General features: G+C 56.2%; 17 protein-coding genes. 4 read left to right on the top strand and 13 right to left on the bottom strand.

From position 1 onward, the window contains the following. Window positions 1-28: 28 nt before the first annotated feature. The 4 genes from ET33_RS19715 to ET33_RS19700 all read right to left on the bottom strand — a co-directional run bounded on the left by ET33_RS19715 (window position 29) and on the right by ET33_RS19700 (window position 3,863). Window positions 29-892, bottom strand: coding sequence for a carbon-nitrogen hydrolase family protein (locus tag ET33_RS19715; protein ID WP_036685613.1), 864 nt, complete (start codon window positions 890-892; stop codon window positions 29-31). Between the two features lie 5 nt (window positions 893-897). Next, entirely contained in the window at window positions 898-1,623 is a 726-nt protein-coding gene (locus tag ET33_RS19710; RefSeq protein WP_235206772.1) for a class I SAM-dependent methyltransferase, read from the bottom strand. 238 nt (window positions 1,624-1,861) lie between these two features. Next, on the bottom strand, window positions 1,862-2,836 hold the full coding sequence (locus ET33_RS19705) for an aldo/keto reductase (RefSeq protein WP_051775448.1): 975 nt from the start codon (window positions 2,834-2,836) through the stop codon (window positions 1,862-1,864). Window positions 2,837-2,849: 13 nt separating this feature from the next. Continuing rightward, window positions 2,850-3,863: a Gfo/Idh/MocA family protein gene (locus ET33_RS19700; protein ID WP_036685607.1), complete on the bottom strand. Its 1,014-nt coding sequence runs from the start codon at window positions 3,861-3,863 to the stop codon at window positions 2,850-2,852. Between the two features lie 137 nt (window positions 3,864-4,000). On the opposite strand from ET33_RS19700, the gene ET33_RS19695 reads away from it, so the two are divergent. Further along, on the top strand, window positions 4,001-4,837 hold the full coding sequence (locus ET33_RS19695) for an AraC family transcriptional regulator (RefSeq protein ID WP_036685604.1): 837 nt from the start codon (window positions 4,001-4,003) through the stop codon (window positions 4,835-4,837). 14 nt (window positions 4,838-4,851) lie between these two features. Here the strand turns inward: ET33_RS19695 and ET33_RS19690 are convergent, their stop codons facing one another. Beyond that, a complete protein-coding gene (locus tag ET33_RS19690) occupies window positions 4,852-6,411 on the bottom strand; it encodes a diguanylate cyclase domain-containing protein (RefSeq protein ID WP_036685601.1) in 1,560 nt (519 codons plus the stop codon). Window positions 6,412-6,529: 118 nt separating this feature from the next. Between ET33_RS19690 and ET33_RS19685 the strand changes: the two genes are divergently transcribed. Then, window positions 6,530-8,674 (top strand): DNA topoisomerase III, encoded by a 2,145-nt coding sequence (locus ET33_RS19685; protein WP_036685598.1) that lies wholly within the window; start codon window positions 6,530-6,532, stop codon window positions 8,672-8,674. 25 nt (window positions 8,675-8,699) lie between these two features. Here ET33_RS19685 and ET33_RS19680 read toward each other — a convergent pair whose 3' ends face one another. Both ET33_RS19680 and ET33_RS19675 read right to left on the bottom strand, forming a co-directional pair. Beyond that, complete coding sequence (locus ET33_RS19680) at window positions 8,700-9,008, bottom strand: hypothetical protein (RefSeq protein ID WP_036685595.1); 309 nt, start codon at window positions 9,006-9,008, stop codon at window positions 8,700-8,702. Window positions 9,009-9,015: 7 nt separating this feature from the next. Beyond that, on the bottom strand, window positions 9,016-9,918 hold the full coding sequence (locus ET33_RS19675) for a TIGR01777 family oxidoreductase (protein ID WP_036685593.1): 903 nt from the start codon (window positions 9,916-9,918) through the stop codon (window positions 9,016-9,018). Between the two features lie 224 nt (window positions 9,919-10,142). On the opposite strand from ET33_RS19675, the gene ET33_RS19670 reads away from it, so the two are divergent. Then, window positions 10,143-15,284 (top strand): AAA family ATPase, encoded by a 5,142-nt coding sequence (locus ET33_RS19670; protein WP_036685591.1) that lies wholly within the window; start codon window positions 10,143-10,145, stop codon window positions 15,282-15,284. 89 nt (window positions 15,285-15,373) lie between these two features. Here ET33_RS19670 and ET33_RS19665 read toward each other — a convergent pair whose 3' ends face one another. The 6 genes from ET33_RS19665 to purT form a co-directional block, all read right to left on the bottom strand. Next, the gene (locus ET33_RS19665) at window positions 15,374-16,195 is read right to left on the bottom strand and encodes an alpha/beta hydrolase (protein ID WP_036685587.1); all 822 of its coding nucleotides are present in this window, start codon (window positions 16,193-16,195) and stop codon (window positions 15,374-15,376) included. Between the two features lie 39 nt (window positions 16,196-16,234). Next, window positions 16,235-16,576, bottom strand: a complete 342-nt coding sequence (gene ytxJ / locus ET33_RS19660; protein WP_036685583.1) for a bacillithiol system redox-active protein YtxJ — start codon at window positions 16,574-16,576, stop codon at window positions 16,235-16,237. A 22-nt stretch (window positions 16,577-16,598) separates the two neighbouring features. Beyond that, entirely contained in the window at window positions 16,599-17,105 is a 507-nt protein-coding gene (locus ET33_RS19655) for a metallophosphoesterase family protein (protein ID WP_036685580.1), read from the bottom strand. A gap of 150 nt (window positions 17,106-17,255) precedes the next feature. Next, window positions 17,256-17,531 (bottom strand): hypothetical protein, encoded by a 276-nt coding sequence (locus ET33_RS19650; protein ID WP_036685577.1) that lies wholly within the window; start codon window positions 17,529-17,531, stop codon window positions 17,256-17,258. Window positions 17,532-17,597: 66 nt separating this feature from the next. Continuing rightward, window positions 17,598-18,386: a TIGR00266 family protein gene (locus ET33_RS19645; protein WP_036685575.1), complete on the bottom strand. Its 789-nt coding sequence runs from the start codon at window positions 18,384-18,386 to the stop codon at window positions 17,598-17,600. A gap of 173 nt (window positions 18,387-18,559) precedes the next feature. Next, a complete protein-coding gene (gene purT / locus ET33_RS19640) occupies window positions 18,560-19,750 on the bottom strand; it encodes a formate-dependent phosphoribosylglycinamide formyltransferase (protein ID WP_036685572.1) in 1,191 nt (396 codons plus the stop codon). Window positions 19,751-20,006: 256 nt separating this feature from the next. Here purT and ET33_RS19635 point away from each other — a divergent pair, with 256 nt between their 5' ends. Further along, the gene (locus ET33_RS19635) at window positions 20,007-20,324 is read left to right on the top strand and encodes a winged helix-turn-helix transcriptional regulator (protein ID WP_010494072.1); all 318 of its coding nucleotides are present in this window, start codon (window positions 20,007-20,009) and stop codon (window positions 20,322-20,324) included. Window positions 20,325-20,332: the final 8 nt, after the last annotated feature.

Here is a 20,332-nt window from a genome sequence, read left to right as displayed (position 1 = left end):
TCCGGTACGAGCCCACAGCCGTTCCTCCTTACTTCCAATCCGGATACAGATCGGTACGCCGGTCTCTCCAGGTCGTAACGGAGCCCTTTTCCCGCACCTCATACAGCAGCGCAAGGTCCAAATCCCCGGTAATGATCATATCGTCGTTGATCTCCCCGGCCGTCATCAAGCCGCCCGGCGGGAACGGCACATCGTTCGGCGTAATGATCGCAGCCTGTCCGAAATTGCCCCGCATAAAATCGACCGTCGGCAGCGAACCGATCGTACCGGTCGCCACGACATAGATTTGATTCTCGATCGTCCGGGCATGGCACGTATAGCGTACACGGTGAAAAGCGTGCCGGTCATCCGTGCACGACGGGCAAAAAATAACGTCCGCCCCGCGCGCCCGGGCCATCCGGACGATCTCCGGAAACTCCATATCATAGCAAACGAGGATCGCGATCCGTCCTTTATCCGTGTCGAACACCTGGAGCGAATCGCCCGCCGCCATGTTCCATCCTTTTACTTCCCACGGGGTAATGTGCAGCTTGCGCTGTTCGGCGATCCGGCCGTCCGGATAGAACAAAAACGCCGTATTGTACAACCGGCCGTTTTCTTCAATAATGTGCGTTCCTCCGATCAGGTGCATGCCCGTTTCGCGTGCCAGACCCTGGAACAGTTCCTTGTACTGGCGCGTATATTGCGGCAGCTCCCCGATCTTGAGCGCTTCGCCGCTCCCGTCCCCCCGGCCTATGGACATGAGCTGGGTCGTGAACAGCTCCGGGAACAACACGAAGTCCGACTCGAACTCCTCCGCTGTCCTGATGTAACTCGTCACCTGCGCGGCAAATTGTTCAAAGCTCCCAATCGTATGCAAATGATATTGCACCGCCGAAACTCTCAGCTTCATCTAAGTCATCCTCCTGTTCCTGTTTCGTCCGTTTCGCCGGTACCCTCCGGCAATCGTTCTTCCGACCGCTCCTCGATCGGATCGAAAAATAAAATGTGCGGCTTTTTCAAGCACCAGGTCGTCATGCATCGCAGGTTCTCCACGTTCACCGTCTTCAATGGTTCCACCTGCAAAGCATGATGCTTTTCCGCCGTGCGCACCAGCAGCCCGGAGTCGGCCAGAAACCGCTCGCTGCCGTCCGGCAGCACGTACCGGCCGCCGCCAAGCGGACGGATGCGGTCCTCCAGGCCTTCACCCGAAGCGAGACGCGCGAACAACAGGCCCCCCGGCTTCAGCACCCGCCAAAGCTCCGATACCATCTGCTGAAAATGAGTTTCGCTTTCCGCAAAATGAAGCACCGCACAGGAGATGACGACGTCAAACGTATCGTTGGCGAAGCTCATTTTTTCCACCGGCTCTATGCGGAAACGCTCCTCCGACGGAAAGAACTCTCCATCCGGCGCAAGCTCGCGAGCCAAAGCGCGGACCGCCTCCACCGCAGCGGCCGACCGGTCCACGGCCCACAGGTCATAGCCTTCGCGCAGAAAATGGACCAGATTTCGCCCATTCCCGCAGCCTGCATCGAGCACCCGCATCCCGGGAGCGATTCTCCCTTTCAGCAGCTGGTCGAACAAATAAATATCGATATTTCCGAACTGCTCCCGCACGTTCATGCTTTGCGCTTCACTCACTTCCAAATGGTGGCGTTTGTCCGATCATTATATCACAATCCCGGACCCGCCGGAATCCGAAGCGGACCGGAACGCTCAGATTTCAGAGAAGGACGAAGCCCGAATACAGCGTCTTTACCTCTTTTTCACATCTGTAAGTTCATACGGAAACAAAAAAACAGCCGGCAGCGGAATTCCCGATGCAAGCTGTTGCAGACAAATAGCGCTTTCGATTTCCGGCCCGGATGTAACCCTCCCGTTAATCCGAAGCTGCAGAGGACATCCCGGCTATTTTAAGAATATGCCCCTCCCCATACTCCAACCAGTGCAGCTCCTCCCGCGTTAAGCGGATATCCGCTCCTTGCCGGCACGACTCCAGCTCTTCCGGCGTTTGCGCCCCGATCAACGCGCAAGCGGGGAACGACTGGTTCAGCACATAAGCAAGCGCGATCTGAATCGCGCTGGCGCCTTTTTGCTTGCCCAGCATCTCGGCCCGGCGCAGGCGAGCCCAATTGTCATCGCTATAGAACACCCGAACCAGGTCGGTGTTATCCGTCACCTCGGGCGTGTAGCGTCCGGTGAAAAAGCCCCGGGCCTGCGACGACCAAGACAACAGCGGGAAGCGGTTCCGCTCGTGCCATGCGCAATCGTCGGCATAAGCCGAAACGCAGCCGGCCCAGAACGGCTCCTTCGCTTTGGCTAGGCTTAAATTCGGGCTGCTGAACGAGAACCCGGTTAAACCGTGTGCCGCCGCATAGTCGCTTGCCTCCTGCAGCCGTTGCACGGACCAGTTGGAAGCGCCGATCGCCTTAATGCGGCCTGCCGCGATATGCGCGTTAAGCGCTTCGATGATCGCGCCGACCGGTACGGACGGGTCGTCCCGGTGTAGCGCATACAAATCCACATAATCGGTGCCCAGTCGCTCCAGGCTTTCGTTCAAATCGCTGGCGATCGCTTCGGGTGTCACGCGCGGGCCGCTGCTGTCGTGATGGGCCCCCTTGGTCAAAAGTACGACATCGGACCGGTTCCCCCTGTCCTTCATCCATTGGCCGATCGTGCGCTCGCTGTTCCCGCCGCCGTAGACGTGAGCCGTGTCGATCGTATTGCCTCCGATCTTGAAGAACGCGTCAAGCACGCCGCAGACCTTGTCGTAGATGTCCATGCTGAAATAATCCGACCCTTGAATCAGGCATGATACCGGTTTTTCCAAACCTTCAATGCGAATCGTTCTCACGTCTCGTTCCTCCTCAAGATGATAAGTTCAACTCCACGCGGCGGCGTTCCCGGGCCGATGTCAGACAAGCATCGACGGCGCGCATGTTGTTCACCGCATCCGATGGTCCGAACGGCATGGGCTCGCCGTGCAGGACGTTCCGGCCGAACGCGTCGGCTTGAAGCGCATATTGGTTCACATAAGGAACCTCCACTTCGCGCTTTTCTCCTCCGGCAATGACATAAAAATGATCCTGCGCATTTTCATGGACAACGTACGCGGACGGCACCTCGATCCGTCCCTCCGTTCCAACGATCTCCAGCGTATTGCGTCCGGCCGCCCACATCCCGCAATCGAAGGTAAGCGCAACGCCGCCGGCAAATTCGAGTAGTCCCGAAGCCATCATATCGACATGATCGTGCTCCGGCGAAAAGAAAGCATGCACCGTCACCGCTTCCGGCTCCTGCTCCAGAATGAACCGCGCCGCGCTGATCGGATACACGCCCACGTCGTAGATCGATCCGCCGCCCATCCATTGCTTATAGCGCACGTTGCCTGCATCCTTCGCATTGTTGAAGGTGAAGGCGCCGTGGATGGCGCGGATCTCGCCGATTTCCCCGCTCCGGATCACAGCTTTTATGGCCGCATAACGCGGATGATAGCGGTACATGAACGCTTCGGCGAACGTCACGCCCGCCCGGCGGCAAGCTTCCGCCATCTCCTCGGCTTCGGCCGCATCCATCGCGGTCGGCTTCTCGCACAGCACGTGCTTGCCCGCCTCCGCGGCACGGATCGTCCATTCCTTGTGCAGGTGGTTCGGCAGCGGAATGTAAACGGCATCAATCTCAGGATCGGCAAGCAGTTCCTCGTAGCTTCCATACGCCTTCGGGATATTCAGCCGCTCCGCCGTTTCTTTCGCTTTGTCCAGACCCCGGCTGGAAATGGCTTCCACGGCGCCCGTAGCCGATTGTTGAATCCCCGGAATGACCGAGCGTACAGCGATACCGGCGCAGCCGATGACCCCCCAACGAACCTTGCTTCCCCTCATTCCCTCATCGCTCCTTCAGCTTTGTCTTGGTGAATATGCTAAGATATTGTCATTATATTGAACCTGGAATAAAATGAAAATAGCATCTTTTTGCATTCGAATAAAACAATATTGTCATCCAAAAGGAGAACTGGGCTATGCGGCGCCAAAGCTTTCTGCCGACGCTTACCGAGCACGACTATTTGTTGCTGCCCGAATCGACCGGCTGGTATAAGGACCCTGAGCATGAGGTGATGCGCAAAGCGGGGGCTCTCAACAATTTCAGCATCCATCTGATCGTGGACGGCAAAGGCTATCTGGAGATCGACGGACAGCGGCATACGCTTCACCGGGGAGACGCCTTCCTCTACTTCCCTTTACAATCGCAAAGGTACTACAGCAGCCAGGACGATCCTTGGGAAGTGCGGTGGGTTCATTTTTACGGCAAAACGCTGAAGGAGTTTTTGCTGGAACGGGGCATCGGGCCGAAGCCCTTGTGGAAAATACGGCAGTGGAAGCCGCTCGAACAGGCTTTGGCGGATTTACTGGAGGAGCTGGAGCAGAACGGGTTTTGGCAGTTGACCCGCATCTCGACGCTGACTTACGCGATACTGGCGGAATTCGTCACGCAAGCGGTTCCTTGGTCCGAAGCCCGAAGCCCCGAGGCCGACAACCGGATCTCGGAGCTCTTGCCCGAAATGCAGCGCGATGCCTGCCTGCCGTTCGATTTGCAGCATTGGGCGGACCGGGCTGGCGTCAGCAGCTATTATTTTTGCCGCCTGTTCAAGAAAGCGACTCATCTGACGCCGATGACCTTTATTACGCTGTGCCGTCTGCAGAACAGCAAGCAGTGGCTGCTGGAGGAGCCGCAGCTGACGGTGAAGGAAATTGCCGAGCGCGCCGGCTATCCGAGCGTCAGCTATTACAACAAGAGGTTTCTGGAGCAGGAAGGCATGACGCCGACGGAATACCGGCAGCTCTATTTGCGCCGTTAGCCTCGCCACCCCGGTTAACTCCCGGGCTGATAGCTTTCGCTCCGGTTGCGTCCCTCCTGCTTGGCCCGGTACAGCGCCTTGTCCGCCATCCCGACCAATTCGAGCGGCGAGAGCCCTGCATACGGAATGGCCGAAGCGGAACCGACGCTGACCGTGACATACTCGGATACCGACGATCCGATATGCCGGATACGAAGCGCTTCCACTTCCCGGCGAATGCTCTCTGCCACGCCGGCTGCCTGTACCCTTCCGCAGGCCGTCAGGATCACCACAAACTCCTCGCCGCCATAGCGGGCAGCGAGACCGTCCATGCTGCCGACGACTCGCTGCAGAACGCCGGCAACCTGCTTCAGACAAGCGTCTCCGCCTTGATGACCGTACGTATCGTTATACGCTTTGAAGCAATCGATGTCGAGCATAATAACGGATAGCGACTGCGAATACATCGCCGCTGTCGCCCATGCCGCATCGAGAAATTCGTCGAACGCCCGGCGATTGGCCGCTCCGGTCAGCCCGTCACGGCGCGACAACTGCTCCAGCATGCGGTTCGCCTGCATCATGGTCTCTTCAGCCCGCTTCGACTCCGTCCTGTCGACGATAATGGCCAAATAGCCCAGCAAGCGGTCCTCCCGCTCCCTGACTTCGCTGAGCATCAGGTGTACGTACATCCGCTCTCCGCCGCGTCGGACGAAGGTCCACTCCTGTTCATGGCCCTTCCCTTCGGACAACCCTGCAACGAACACCTCCAGATCTTCTACCGGCCGTCCTAACTGACGCTGAAGCTCCTGTTTTCTCAGCGCAAACGCCTCCGGGTCCACGATCGTGCCTGGAACCCGCCGTCCGATGGCTTCGTCGACGGGAATTCCGAACATTCGTTCCGCCCCTGGATTGAACACTTTGGTGATCCCTGCCGGATCGATGAAAATAATCGCAACGCCCGTCGCCGAGCGGAAAATCGCCTCCTGCAGCGTAAACGACCGCCGGTACTTGGCTTCGCTTTCCTCCAATTGATAGACGAGACGGTTCGCGTCGGACAAATAGCGAATCAGGTAAGCAACGAACAGACCGCCGGACAAAATAATGGCGATAAAGTAAAGGTTCACCTTCCAGCTCTGCCATCCGAGCAGAAAAAATAAGCTCGTGGTGATGACTCCAATGCTCGCCGCGATGGAAAGCAACCATTTTTTCCAATAATTCGTTATACGCATCGCAATGATGCCGCTGATGAAGCCGAGAAGCGTAGCTGTCGTGGCTGCCGTCAGGGAAGACGGATTCACGCCAAACATCCCGATCCGGCCGGTGGCGATGATCAAGCCCGTTACTGCCGATGCGTAGATCCCTCCGAAATGCGCCGCCGCGATAATGGAGATCTGCCGAAAATCCAGAATGGTCGTCCCGTCGACCCTGACGCTGAAAAACATCAGCAAAATACCGAACAGCCCGTGCACCCCTCCGATAACGAGACGCAGCTTAACGGGCAGAAACGGCTTCCGTTCCTGGTTGCGCAGGAGGCGGCTTGACAAAAACATAAATGCAGTTAATAATGCCAAATTAGCGATAAATAATTGAAACATAGACCGCACCCCCTCCATCTCTCTGTGCTGTCGATCATAGCAGACACGTATTAAAAAAGTGTTAGGGCTATTGTACTATTGTGTTAAAAATAAACAACGCCGTTGAAAGGAGCCTGTCATGAAATCACTCGTATTGGCGGAAAAGCCGAGCGTCGCCAAGGAAATCTCACGCGTCCTGGGCTGCCATCAGAAGCAAAAGCATTATATGGAGGGCCCCGACTATGTGGTGACTTGGGCATTGGGGCATTTGGTCACGCTGGCCGAGCCCGAGGAATATGATCCAAAGTACAAAAGCTGGAATTTAGACGATTTGCCTTTGCTGCCCTCGCGGATGAAGCTGAAAATCATTCGCGAAACGACGCCGCAATATAAAGCCATCGCGCAGCTTGCTAAGCGCAGCGATCTGGAGCAGCTCATCATTGCAACCGACGCCGGACGCGAGGGCGAGCTGGTCGCCCGCTGGATCATGGAAATGATTCATTGGAAAAAACCGTTCAAGCGGCTCTGGATTTCCTCGCAAACGGACAAGGCGATCCGCGACGGCTTCGCCTCGCTGAAGCCTGGACAGTCTTACGACCCGCTCTACCGTTCCGCCGTTTGCCGGGCGGAGGCGGATTGGCTGATCGGACTTAACATTACGCGCGCCTTAACCTGCAAGCATAACGCCCAACTGGCAGCCGGACGCGTGCAGACGCCGACGCTGGCGGCCATGATGGACCGCGAACGCGAGATCAAATCGTTCCAGGCGAAAGACTACTGGATGCTGCGGGCGCAGTTCGGCTCGTTTCAGGCCGTATGGCGGAGCCAGGCGCATCCGGACGGACGCCTGTTCGATAAAGCCGCAGCCGACGCGCTGCTCGAACGCTTGAATAAGGCGCGCTCGGCCAAGGTTGCGCAGCTTAAAGTCACGGAGAAGAGCGAGCCCCATCCGCTCGCCTACGACTTGACCGAGCTGCAGCGCGACGCCAATAAGCGGCACGGCTTCACTGCGAAGCAGACGTCGAACGTGCTTCAGCGGCTGTACGAGCAGCACAAGCTCGTCACGTATCCGCGTACCGATTCGCGCTACTTGTCCTCGGACATGGTCTCTACGCTTCCCGATCGGCTGAAGGCTTTGAACGTCCAGCCTTACGCAGCTTGGATCAAGCCGCTGCTTTCGAAGCCGCTGCCAGTCTCCAAGCGCGTCGTCGACGACAGCAAAATATCGGACCACCATGCGATCATTCCGACGGACGAACGCCCGCAGCTGCACAATCTGACGGCCGAGGAGCGCAAGCTGTACGACCTGATCGTGCGCCGGTTCATCGCGTTGTTCACTCCGGCGTTCCGCTATGACGAAACGTCAGTGACACTGGAGGTCGGAGGAGAGCATTTCCACGCCAAAGGACGCATCGTCAAAGAAGCGGGCTGGAAGGCGCTGTATGAAGCATCGGCCGGCGCAGACGAAGACGACGATACGGCCGAAGACGAACCGGCCTCCCGGCAAACGCTGCCCCCGCTTCAGCCCGGGATGGAGCTGAAGGAGTTCCGGCTCAGCCAGCATAAGCAGACAACCAAGCCGCCGGGCCGATACACCGAGGCGGCGCTGCTCTCGGTTATGGAAAAGCACAACCTCGGCACGCCGGCGACCCGCGCCGATATTATTGAGAAGCTGCTGCAGACCGATACGATCGAGCGCCGCATGAACACGCTCCAGCCGACCGGCAAAGGCGCCCAGTTGATCGAGCTCGTCGTGCCCGAGCTTCGCACCCCGGAGCTGACAGCCGCTTGGGAGCAGGAGCTCGAGCGCATCTCCAAAGGCAAAGGCGACGCCGGAAAGTTTATGGAGAGCATCCGCAAGCAAACCGAGGCCATTGTCCGGGAGGTTAAGGCGAGCGAAGCCGAATACAAGCCGCACAACCTGACCCATTCCCGCTGCCCCGAGTGCGGCAAGCCGCTGCAGGAGATCAAGAGCAAGCGCGGCAAATTACTCGTGTGCAGCGACCGGGAATGCGCTTATAAACGGGCCGCAGAGCCTGCGCTTTCGAACAAGCGTTGTCCGCAGTGCCATAAGCGGATGGAGATCCATACGGGCAAAGCGGGCAAATACGCACAGTGCCGTCCATGCAATGTAGTCGAGATGCTTGGCGAATCCGGCGGCGGCGGACGCGCAGCGAAGCGGCAGCAAACCCAGCTCGCCAAGCAGTACAGCGATAACGTTTCGCTCGGCTCCAGCCTGGAAGAAGCGCTGAAAGCCGCGATGACGAAGCACAAAAAAGATTGAAGCCGCAACTGGCTTCAATCTTTTTTTAGCGCATGTTTTCCACCGTCGGCCGGACTTCCTGCTCATAATACGTCCGCAGCTGCGCTTTTTCCTGTTCCGTGAACTGGTACTCGCAGTCTCTTCCTTCGTCCTGCGGGACGATCTCAACGATGTCTCCCCGGCGCGTACAGACGATGAGCGCTCCCAGTTCAACGATCTCTTCCGGAGCCTCGCTGCCCTTCTCCAGCTCCAGACTTACTTCCACATCGATCCACTGCTCGCTGCGCGCCTCTGCCCGGGAACGAAACCGCGCGAACCGCAGCTCCCGGATGTCCGGATTACCGTATTCGATCATCTCGCGTTCACCCTTTCTTGCCGGACCGCACCAGATTTTCCAGCGCATGATCGATCACCGAATATTTATAACGAAATCCGAGGTCGGTGACGACTTTCGGAAATACTTGTTGACCTTTTAGCAGAAGCTCGGACATTTCGCCAAACAACGCTTTCAGCATAAATGCCGGAACCGGAAACCAGTACGGCCGGCGGAGTGCCTTGGCCAAGCTGCGCCCGAACTGGTCGTTCGTCACCGGAATCGGCGCCGTCGCATTGACCGGACCCTCGATCTCTTCATGCTCGATACAGAACTCAATCATCCGGCACAGGTCTTCGATATGAATCCACGACATTTTTTGATGGCCGCTGCCAACCCGTCCGCCAACACCGAGCTTAAACGGCAGACTCATCTTCGGGAAGGCGCCTCCGTCGCTGCCGAGCACAAGTCCCATCCGCAGCAGAACGACGCGCGTATCGGGGATATGCTCCGCTGCCATCTCCCATTGGTCGACGACGCCGGACAAAAAATCCTCTACGCGCAGCTCGCTCTCCTCCGTGAACGACTCGGTCTCTGACGTGCCATAGATCGACATGCCGGACGCATTGACCAGCACAGGTTTTTTCTCCAGTTGTTCGATCAGGGCTTGGACGCGGTTAACCCCATCCAGACGCGATTCCAGAATCCGTTTCTTGGCTTCCTCCGTCCAGCGCTGGTTGATCGTTTCCCCCGCCAAATTGACGATCGCGTCGACGCCCTCCAGCGGTTTAATGTTATTTTCCAGTTCGTCCCAAGTCATGTGGCGAATTAACGGATGATCCGAACGTCGCTTTTTCCGTGAAATGAGGATTACCGTATCTTTTTTTTGTAAAAACAACTGGGTCAAATGCTTGCCGACAAAGCCGGTCCCCCCTGCAATAGCGACCTTCATGAATGTTCCTCCGCTTACACTGATATCTTTTTGACATTCATTATATCGGAAATCGCTTCGTGAAGCCATGCTGCGCCGAAAATCTTTACTTTCCATCTCGTTTCCGGTGCCGCAAGTGCTGGCGCAGGCTTCTTCTAATGGCGGATAATGGGATTAATGGTTGCTTCCACTCCTGTGAATAAGTACAATGAAATGAACAAAGCAGTTTATCGGAGGGCATTCCATTGGCTTGGAACGTAAATGAAAAGTCGCTTGAGCCGATCGGCGAAAACGGCTTCACGATTCTTTACCGCGGCGAAGAGCTTCCTTCCGGCGAGGCAAGGCTCGTTAAAATCGTAAAAGACGAATATTCCCAGCCATCGCAACCCGACTGGCTGCATCAAGAATATAAAATCGGCAAAACCATTCCATTGGACGACATTCTCGTCCCGCGCGGGATGATCTCGATCGGCAGCGCTTCCGCGCTTGTCATGGAGCACACGGACGGGTGCCCTCTTTCTTCCCTGCTGACTCCGCAGCCTATGGAGCTCGGCCTTTTTTTGCAGTGGGCCGTTGCGGCGTCGGAACTGATCCGAAAGCTGCACCACTTGAAATTCGCCCACCTGGCCCTTTCGGCGTCTGCATTTTTTGTCGAATCCGATAGAAAAAAGATGAAGCTTACCGATTTATATAACGTAACGCCGGTAGCCGCACTGCCGGACGCCGCTGCGGAACCGCCTCGTTACGAAGCGGCACGGCTGCTCTACGCAGCCCCGGAGCAGACCGGCCGTATGAACCGCCGAACGGATACCCGGACGGACGTGTATGCTTTGGGCGTTTTGTTTTACCGGATGCTTACCGGAGTGTATCCGTTCGACAGCGAGGATGCCTGCGAGCTGGTACATCAGCATATGGCGAAGCAGCCCGTCCCGCCCGGCGAGCGGGCGTATGAGGTGCCGCAGCCCGTTTCCGGCATTGTCATGAAATGTCTGGCCAAGCATCCTGAGGACCGGTATCCGAGCGCATTTGCGCTGCGGCGGGATTTGGAGAGCTGCTTGAAGCAGTTTCAGACGGAAGGCTACATCGACGAGTCCGCCGTAAGTGGCACAGAAATGTCGGACCAATTCCGCATCTCCGATGCGATCTACGGTCGTGAAGCGGAGCTGCAGCAGCTTCAGGGCGCTTACCGGCGCGCACAGCTCGGCAATCTCGAGATCGTGCTCGTCTCCGGCTTGTCCGGGATCGGCAAGTCGTATTTGATCCATGAATTTCAACAATCGGTGCAGAACGGCGGCGGCTTGTTTGTTACCGGCAAGTTCGACCAATTCAAGCGCGATACGCCCTACCATGCCGTTCAGCAAGCGGGACGGCAGCTGCTGCAGCATTTGCTAGCGCTTCCCGAAGAACGGTTCCAGGGGCTGAAGCAGCGGATTCTGGAGGCCGTCGTACCTAACGGACAGATTCTGGTGGAGATGAATCCCGATATCGAGCTGATTCTGGGCAAGCAGCCGCCGCTCTCCAAGCTTCCGCCTGTCGAAACGCATAACCGGTTTATTTTAACCTTGCAAAAATTTCTGTCCGCCCTTATGGCCAAAGAGCAGCCTCTGGTTATTTTCTTGGACGATCTGCAATGGGCCGACCCGTCTTCCGTCCAAATCATCGAGGATATGGCGTTGGGCTCGGGGCTGCAATACGGACTGTTCGTGGGAGCCTACCGGGACCGGGAATTTAGCGAACCTCCCCCGCTGCAAGCGTTCTTGGACAAGATGGAGCGAAGCAAGCTGCCGAACAGAATGCGAATCCGGCTCGAACCGCTCCAGGAAGAGCACATCGAACGCCTGCTGAACGATTCGCTCCGGCCAATCCGCCAGCCGGTGAATGAATTGGCGGGCCTGATCATGGATAAAACGAAAGGCAATCCGTTCTTTACCAAGCAGTTTTTCCGGACGCTGTACGATCATCAGCTGCTGCGCTTCAATTATGACGCCGGCTGCTGGGAATGGGACCCCGACAAAATCGGCGAGCTGCATATTACCGACAACGTAGTGGATTTTATGATGAACAAAATCCGCCGTCTCTCCGGGCCGCTGCAGCAAGTATTGATGCATGCCGCCTGCGTCGGACACCATTTTGATACCGATACGCTGGCCCATGTGCTGGGCCGGCCTCCGGACACGATCGTCCCCCTGCTGCATGAAGCGGTTGCCGATGGGCTTCTGCTGCAGGCCGGGCTTGGGCGCCAAGCTCCGCCGGAAAAGCTCTCCTTCAAATTCATGCACGACCGGGTCTATCAAGCGGTCTACTCGCTTGTCCCGAAGGAGCGGAAAAAAGAGATTCATCTGCATATCGGAAGGCTGCTGCAAAACCATTATCAGGGGGATGCGCAGGAAGAGCGGCTGTTCGAAATGACGAATCAGCTCAATCTCGGTTCGGAGCTTATTACGCTCCCCGAAGAAAAAGATCAATTGGCCCGCTTGAATGCAGCGGCATGCCGGAAAGCGAAGACCAATTCCGCTTATGACATCGCGCTGCGTTATGCGGCCCAAGGAATCGCATTGCTGGAGGAAGACTGCTGGGTGCACCAGTACGAGCTGAGCTTCTCCCTGCAGCTGGATCAAGCCGAGCTGGAGTACTTGTGCGGTCAGTTTGAAGAAGCGAAGCGTTCGTTTCAGACGGTACTGAAGCATGCTCGGACGAAGCTGGAAAAAGCGGAAACCTGCAACCTGATGGTGGTGCTCTTCACCAATATGGGAGAGCATGAAGAAGCGTTGCGGATCGGCTTGGAAGGATTGAAGCTGTTCGATCTTCCGATCCGGCCGAATCCCGGCAAGCTGAGCATCGGGCGGGCGCTGGTGAAGGCACATCTGCTCGTAGGAACCCGGCATCCTCAAGAACTGCTCGATCTGCCAGTCATGACGGACCCGAACCATAAAGCGGTCATGCGGCTCATGGTGAATTTGACGCCTCCGGCTTATTTTTTAAATTCGGAATTATATGTTTATCTTATGTTGCGAATGTTCAATTACTCGCTCGTTCACGGCCATTCGGAAGGCTCGGCCCTCGCCTGCTCGACGTACGGAATCATTCTAAGCTCGCTGCTCGGACGACTGAAGGCCGGCATGGAATATGGCCGGCTTGGAGCGAAGCTCAGCGATACGTTTAACGATTTGTCCATGAAATGCAAAGTCTACTTTGCTTACGGCTCCTTTACGAGCAACGCCGAGGAGCATATCGAAGCAAATGTCCGATATTTGCGCAAGGCTTATCAATACGGTATAGAATCGGGGGATTTCATATACGCAGGCTATTCGATCGCGTTCAGCTTTTTTATGCGGCTGCTTAAAGGCGATCCACTGGCGGAAGTGCTGAAGGAAACGGACCAGTACCATACGTTCATACATAAGTCAAAAGACCGGGATACGATTTGGATCTATACCGTGCTTCAGCGTTATATGATGTTTTTGAAGGAAGATGTCCTACCTGCCCCGGCCGGCGCAAACGGCTGCGAGCCCTTCATGAACGCGAACGAAGCGAAGCAAATGAAAGCTTTGACCAATCAGGCTATCGCCCATACGTATTACGTGTTTCAAGCGCAAACGCACTTGTTGCTGGAGCGCCCGGACGAAGCCAAAGCCATTTGCGAGACCGCAGATGCCGGCATCAAGTCGGTTTTCGGTCTGCCGCACGTGCACCAGCATCACTTTCAATATGCTTTGGCGCTTGCCGGATTGTACGCCAAGGCGTCGGCTAAGGAGCGGAAAGCTTACAAAGCCCGTATCCGCAAAAGCATCCGGTTTCTGGAACGTTGGTCGGCCTTCTCGCCGGCTAATTTTCTTGCTATGAAGCTGCTTGTCGAAGCCGAATGGCATCGCATTTCCGATGACCCGGTGCTGGCTGTGGAAAAATACGACCAAGCCATTCATCATGCCTCGAAAAACGGCTTCGTGCCGCTCGAAGCAATGGCCGGGGAATATGCCGCAAAGTACTATATGCAGGCCGGCAAACTCAAGGTGGCCCGCTCCTATTTAATGGAAGCGCGAAGCTTATATGCGAAGTGGGGCGCCAACCGGAAGGTATCCGATCTCGACGACCGCTATCCGTCCTTGCTCAGCAGGGCACAGGCCGGGGAATCGACGATCGACCTCTCCTGTATGATGAAAGCGTCTCAAGCCATCTCGAACGAAGCCGTATTCCAACAGATGCTCGAAAGCATCATGACGATCCTGCTGGAAAATGCGGGTGCGGACAAAGGACTCCTCGTGCTTGAACGGAACGGCCGGCTGTTCGTCGAAGTGGAAAAGGCGCTCCACACCCCGTTCGAGTCGCTGCATTCGGCCTCTTTGGACGATTGCCGCAGCGCGGCCGTTACGGTGATACAGTATGCCGCCCGGACCGGCGAAACGGTGCTTTTGCACGATGCGGCAGTCTCGGACATCTTCGCCCGGGACGCCTACATTTTGACGCAGCAGCCCAAATCGATTCTTTGCGTGCCTATTCTTAAGCAGAGCATTCTGATCGGCGCGCTTTATTTGGAGAACAGCCTCGCCAGCCATGTATTTCAAGAAGAGCGTCTCGACACGCTCAAGCTGCTTGCCGCGGAGGTCGCAATGCTGATCGAAAATTCCAAGCTGTACGACCATCTCAAATACAAAGATTACAAGCTGCAGCTCATGGAGGAGCAGGAGAAAAACATCCGTCTGCAGCTTGACGAGAAAGAACGCTGGGTGCAGTCTGCGGAAGCGACCATGCTGAATATACGCAAAGCGCAGCACGAGCTGATCAACAATGTGCAAACCGTTCATGCTCTGCTGATGATGAACAAGTTCGATATGGCGAAGGAATATATTTCCGTCTGGTGCAAAGAGATCGTGCAGCAATCGGTCATCGGATCGGTTGAATTTCCGGTGCTCGGCGTCGTTCTGAGCAATCTGTCGCTTATCTGCATCGCGGAGAAAATCGATCTGCAGGTCGCCGGGAAGCTTGACTGCACGTTCGAAGAGTTAACGCTGCCGATCTGTTATTTCTCCAGCATTATGCACAATCTGCTGAAGAATGCCGTGGAGGCCATACCGGCCGACGACTTGCTGCGCACCGTTCGCCTGACGATCGAAGAAGCCGAAGACCGGTATACGATTTCCGTATTTAATTCCGGCTCCTATGTCAAGGAAGAGGATCGGTTAAACATATTCGAAAAAGGCTTCTCCACCAAATCCGACGTCACGAATTCCGGTCTCGGTCTGCATATCGTGCAAAATTATCTTCAGCATTACGGAGGATGCGTGGAGTGCCATTCCGATCCGGGGAAGGGAACGACGTTTACCGTGCACTTGCGTAAAAAAGGGCCGGGCACGATCCATGAGGGCGCTGTGGCTGCCGGATTGAATTAACGCTCTGGGTATACAAAAGCCCGCCTGTCTACAGCGATGAAATGATGCATTTCATCCACGGTAGACGGCGGGCTTTTCAATACTGGTTGTCAAACCGCCGGAGTATGCTTTGGCACCGATCCAGCGAAACAGCGCTCGATGAACCGGAGTGCCTCAGGCAGATGCCCTCCGAAATACTCCCAATTGTGATCCCCTTCGAATTCCATATACTCGTGCGAGTAGCCGATCTGCTTCAGCAGCGCCTGATAAGCGGAGTTGAGCGGGAATAACGAGTCCGCCGTCCCGCAGTTGAAATGAAGTGCGGGACGGACTTCTTCCTTCACCCTCCGTGCAGCCAGCACGTGCAAATCCAGCTCTTGCGCGTAAGGCCCGTGTGCGGGTCCGATCATCCGGCACACATCCGTACGAAGGAACGCTTCGGTCATGAGGCCGGCGGACATAAGCGCGCCGGCGATACTAGCCGCCGATCCGAAAAGGTGCGGATTGCGCAGTGCCAGCACGAACGAACCGTAGCCGCCCATGGACAGGCCGCAGAGAGCTCTATGGGAAGGAGCTGCAATCGTGCGAAACTCGCGGTCGATCGCAGGAATAAGATCGTACAAGAAATAATCCTCGAAGCGTCCCGAGCCGTCAAACCAGTTGACGTAAAACGTGCCGTGTCCGTAACCTCCGTCGCTGACCATGACTACAATGCTTTCGCGAAGGTCATCGGAAGCCATAAGCTTTTCGATCGTTTGCTCGGCATTTCCTTTCACGCTCCAGCTCGTTTCGTTCCCGTATAGCCCGTGAAGCAAATAAATAACCGGGTAGCGGGTGTCCTCAGACTCGTTATAGCTCGGGGGAAGATAGACGTAGCATAGCTTGCGCGCAAACAATGCGCCGGAAAAAAACGCAAACGGCGTCACTCCCATAGCGGTCGTTCCCCTTTCCTTAGCCTCGGTTTGCCGGCTTTAGTTCAATACGGCGGTCATATGTTCTTCGGTAATCGCCCAGTGCGACGTATTCCAAATCGTTTCTTTGTTCTTGATATATAAAATTTGCGGCGAAGCGTGCTTTACGCCCGTATCCTCGGCAATTTGATTGGACACCGGACGGGACTCGATCACCTTGACCAATACATACTCGACATCCGGGTTCGGCGTTTTTCCGAGATAAGCCTCGTATTCCTGCAGCGCATTGAAGCTGACCGGGCATGCCGTGCTATGCTTGAGCACAACGATCGGCTGTTCCGTCGTCGCCGTTAAAAGCTGTTCCCATTCTTCGTTCGTTGTAATTTCTTTCCACTGTGCCATGTCGCTTCCTCCGTCTCTTGAATCAATTGGTTTTATCAAAAAAATAATGGTCGGCCTCCACCCGGTCTCCGAGCTGAAGGATACCATAGGAATACCGGGGCTGCCGGCGCTTATCGGTCGGCGATCCGGGATTGAACAGCAGCATGCCCCCGTGTTCTTCTTTGTAAGGGATATGCGAGTGGCCGAACAGCACGATGTCCGCCGTCCCGTTCCCTTCCGCATCGCGGAAGGATTCGTAAGCCGTATCGGGCGTAGAACGGCCGCCGTGGCCGTGCACCATCCCGATACGGTACCCGCCGAGCTCGAGGAGCTTGCGGCGGCCGAAGCGTCTAACGATGTCCATACCGTCGTTGTTGCCGGCAATCCCGTCAACGGGGGCCAACGCCTCAAACAGATCGCACACGGCCTCGTCCACCCAATCTCCCGCATGCAGAATCAGATCGACCCCCTGCAAGCCTTGAACAAGCGGCTCCGGCAGCGCTCTGGCCCGGCTGAACATATGAGTATCGGATACGATTCCGATGCGCATGGCAGCTCCCGCCTTCCATTTACATTGATTTCTTCATTTTACCATATAACGACGGGAAAAGAAAAAAGCACCGCGAGGGTGCTTGCCCGTATCGAACCCAAAAACCCGTGAACAATAGAAGTCCACGGGTCGTTCGAACGGTCCGCCGGTTTAAGCTTGCGGAGTACCCGCCAAGTCAAGCGCTTGAGACGAGATGTTTTCTTTGAATTTGGACATGCAGTTGCACAAAAAGTCTTTGCGGCAAATCGGGCAAGGCTCTTTCAGCAGCCGGTTAATATGGGTTGGCGTGACATTGCCTGCGGCGTCCCGTTCATAAATAAGACGGCAAACCGTCCGATCCTTCAATTGTGCTACGATTTCGAACAATCCGTTTTTCGGATTGTGACTGACGATTTTGGCATCGATGACCGTTGGTTGGTACGCCATCTACAGCACCTCTTTCGACGATATAGTGAGCGGCAAAAATAATCGTACTATCAATCATATCGTTTTTTAACGGTCGCCGTCAAGCAGTTTTCCGACGCCGCCCAAAATGCTGCCTTCCTCCTTGCGTCCGCCTGTCCGTGCCGCGCTCATCATCCGATCCGCCAACCGGCTGAACGGCAGCGACTGAATCCATACCCGGCCCGGTCCCCGCAGCGTGGCGAAGAACAGCCCTTCGCCGCCGAAGATCGCCGTCTTGACGCCTTTGACGAACTCGATGTCGTAATTCACATCCTGCGTCATCGCGACCAGACATCCGGTATCCACGCGGATCATTTCGCCGGGGCCCAGCACTCGCTCATGAATCGCCCCGCCAGCGTGAACGAACGCCAGACCGTCGCCTTCGATCTTCTGCATGATAAAGCCTTCGCCGCCGAAAAATCCGGTGCCCAGCTTGCGCTGAAACTCGATGCCGACAGAAACGCCCTTCGCCGCGCACAAAAACGCATCCTTTTGGCAGATTAGCTTGCCGTTCAGCTCCACTAGATCCATTGGCAAAATGCGGCCGGGATAAGGAGAAGCGAAGCTGACACATTCCTTGCTGAAGCCCCGGTTCGTGAACGCGGTCATGAACAAGCTCTCGCCCGAAAGCAGCCGCTTGCCCGCGCCGAACAGCTTTCCGACGAAGCCTTTGTTCTGGTCGCTGCCGTCGCCGAAAATCGTTTCCATCTGAATATTCTGATCCATCATCATCATCGCTCCGGCTTCGGCAAAAACGGTTTCTCCCGGGTCCAGCTCGATCTCGACAAACTGCATTTCCGAACCGATAATCCGGTAATCCACTTCATGCGCATTCATGGACGATCTCTCCTTTTAGGGGGCTTGTACCCGTGGTCAAAATGATGGAATGCAGAAATCCGGCGAGCAGGCAACCGTTACGCAAGCGCTTCGTCCTCTTTTGTCCCCTTTACCGGACTCTATGATCCACATGAGATGTTATACGCACATCCGGATACCGCGGTTTCGCGGCCTCAAGCCTTGTCCGTCCCGTACTCGATGCGCAGGTGCGAAGCGGATTCCTTCGCCTGCCGACGGGCGGCTTCCACCGTCTCCGCCGAGCTCAAAGCAACAGCCATGCGCCGGCCCGGCTTCGTCTCCGGCTTGCCGAACACGCGAACCTGGGAATTCGGGACTGCCAGCGCCTGTTCGAGACCGCCGATGCGAAAGTCCGACGTTTCCCGGTCCGCCTTCAGGGTGTAGGAGGCCGCCGGTGTCAGCAGCCGCACATTCGGGATCGGGAACCCGAGGATCGCCCGTACGTGCAAGGCAAATTCGGACAAATCCTGCGAGGCCATCGTTACCATTCCCGTATCGTGCGGGCGGGGACTGACCTCGCTGAAATACACCTTGTCCGGCGCAAGGAACAATTCCACCCCGTAAATACCGGCGCCGCCAAGCGCTTCGGTGATCGCTCCCGCCACCCGCTGGGCCTCCGCGATTTGGGCCTCGCTCATCGTATGCGGCTGCCAGGATTCGATATAATCGCCATCCTTTTGAATATGGCCGATGGGCGCGCAATACGTCGTTCCGGAGACGGATCGGACGGTGAGCAGGGTAATTTCCGAATCGAAGCGGATGAATTCTTCCACGATGACGCGGGTCTTTTTGGCCCGGCCGCCTTCCATGGCGTAGTTCCAGCAAGCTTCTACGTCTTCCGGCACACGGCAGACGCTCTGTCCTTTGCCCGAGGAGCTCATAATCGGCTTGATGACGCACGGTGTTCCGATCGTCGCGACAGCCTCCTGCAGCTCCTCCAAGCTGTCGGCGAACGCATACCTCGCTGTCGGCAAACCAAGCGTCTCCGCGGCCAGCCTGCGGATGCCTTCCCGGTCCATCGTCAGCCTTGCGGCGGTTGCCGTAGGCACGACGTGGTAACCTTCGCTTTCCAGCTCCACCAAGGTGGGCGTCGCAATCGCTTCGATCTCGGGCACGATAAGATCGGGGCGTTCTTTCTCAATGATTCGGCGCAGCTCCTCGCCGTCTAACATGTTGATGACATAGGATCGGTGCGCCACCTGCATAGCGGGCGCGTTCGCGTAACGGTCGACCGCGATCGTTTCCACGCCAAGACGCTGAGCTTCGAGAATGACCTCCTTGCCCAGCTCGCCTGCTCCCAGCAGCATCATTTTTTTCGCGTTCGTCGATAACGGTGCACCGTACATGGAAGGTTCCTCCTGAATGATGGTATGATTTTCATAAAGTCCTATCGCTGTTATACTTTACTTTATTCGATTTTTCAACTCCATTCTGCGACGAAAATCGACAAATTTCGTTCAGAACCAGGAAAAGCCCCGCCACGCCTGGGGCGAACGGAGCTGCCGGGACTTCGGGATGGCAAAACAGACAAAAACGAAAACAAAAAACTTACTTTTGTCAAGTAACTTATGCTAAAATGAGGAGTAAGAAGAGGTGAAAACGATGGCAGATCATCCGCATCATTTATGTCCCAAATTCGAAGCCGCCTTTGAAATTTTAGGCAAGCGCTGGACCGGTCTGATTATCCGCGCATTATTGGGAGGTCCGTGCCGCTTTAAAGATATCTCCGAGATGATTCCCGGGATGAGCGATCGCATGCTTGCCGAACGCTTCAAAGAGCTGGAAGCCGCCGGACTAATCAGCCGGCACGTCTATCCCGAGACGCCGGTCCGGATCGAGTACGAATTAACAGATAAGGGAAAAGCACTGGAGCCGGTCATGAATGCGGTTCAAAAGTGGGGGGAAACGTGGGTCAAATGACCCCGTTT

Source organism: Paenibacillus tyrphae, assembly GCF_000722545.1.
In the GTDB taxonomy this organism is placed as follows: Bacteria; Bacillota; Bacilli; order Paenibacillales; family NBRC-103111; genus Paenibacillus_G; species Paenibacillus_G tyrfis.
This window is presented reverse-complemented; position numbering and strand designations above follow the sequence as displayed.

Excerpts from the sequence above, each read along its gene's own strand:
- ET33_RS19665 (WP_036685587.1), bottom strand. The coding sequence starts at position 16,195 with ATGGGAGTGACGCCGTTTGCGTTTTTTTCCGGCGCATTGTTTGCGCGC.
- ET33_RS19650 (WP_036685577.1), bottom strand. The coding sequence starts at position 17,531 with ATGGCGTACCAACCAACGGTCATCGATGCCAAAATCGTCAGTCACAAT.
- ET33_RS19680 (WP_036685595.1), bottom strand. The coding sequence starts at position 9,008 with ATGATCGAATACGGTAATCCGGACATCCGGGAGCTGCGGTTCGCGCGG.
- purT (WP_036685572.1), bottom strand. The coding sequence starts at position 19,750 with ATGTACGGTGCACCGTTATCGACGAACGCGAAAAAAATGATGCTGCTG.
- ytxJ (WP_036685583.1), bottom strand. The coding sequence starts at position 16,576 with ATGGCACAGTGGAAAGAAATTACAACGAACGAAGAATGGGAACAGCTT.
- ET33_RS19635 (WP_010494072.1), top strand. The coding sequence starts at position 20,007 with ATGGCAGATCATCCGCATCATTTATGTCCCAAATTCGAAGCCGCCTTT.
- ET33_RS19645 (WP_036685575.1), bottom strand. The coding sequence starts at position 18,386 with ATGAATGCGCATGAAGTGGATTACCGGATTATCGGTTCGGAAATGCAG.
- ET33_RS19700 (WP_036685607.1), bottom strand. The coding sequence starts at position 3,863 with ATGAGGGGAAGCAAGGTTCGTTGGGGGGTCATCGGCTGCGCCGGTATC.
- ET33_RS19655 (WP_036685580.1), bottom strand. The coding sequence starts at position 17,105 with ATGCGCATCGGAATCGTATCCGATACTCATATGTTCAGCCGGGCCAGA.
- ET33_RS19675 (WP_036685593.1), bottom strand. The coding sequence starts at position 9,918 with ATGAAGGTCGCTATTGCAGGGGGGACCGGCTTTGTCGGCAAGCATTTG.
- ET33_RS19695 (WP_036685604.1), top strand. The coding sequence starts at position 4,001 with ATGCGGCGCCAAAGCTTTCTGCCGACGCTTACCGAGCACGACTATTTG.
- ET33_RS19690 (WP_036685601.1), bottom strand. The coding sequence starts at position 6,411 with ATGTTTCAATTATTTATCGCTAATTTGGCATTATTAACTGCATTTATG.
- ET33_RS19685 (WP_036685598.1), top strand. The coding sequence starts at position 6,530 with ATGAAATCACTCGTATTGGCGGAAAAGCCGAGCGTCGCCAAGGAAATC.
- ET33_RS19715 (WP_036685613.1), bottom strand. The coding sequence starts at position 892 with ATGAAGCTGAGAGTTTCGGCGGTGCAATATCATTTGCATACGATTGGG.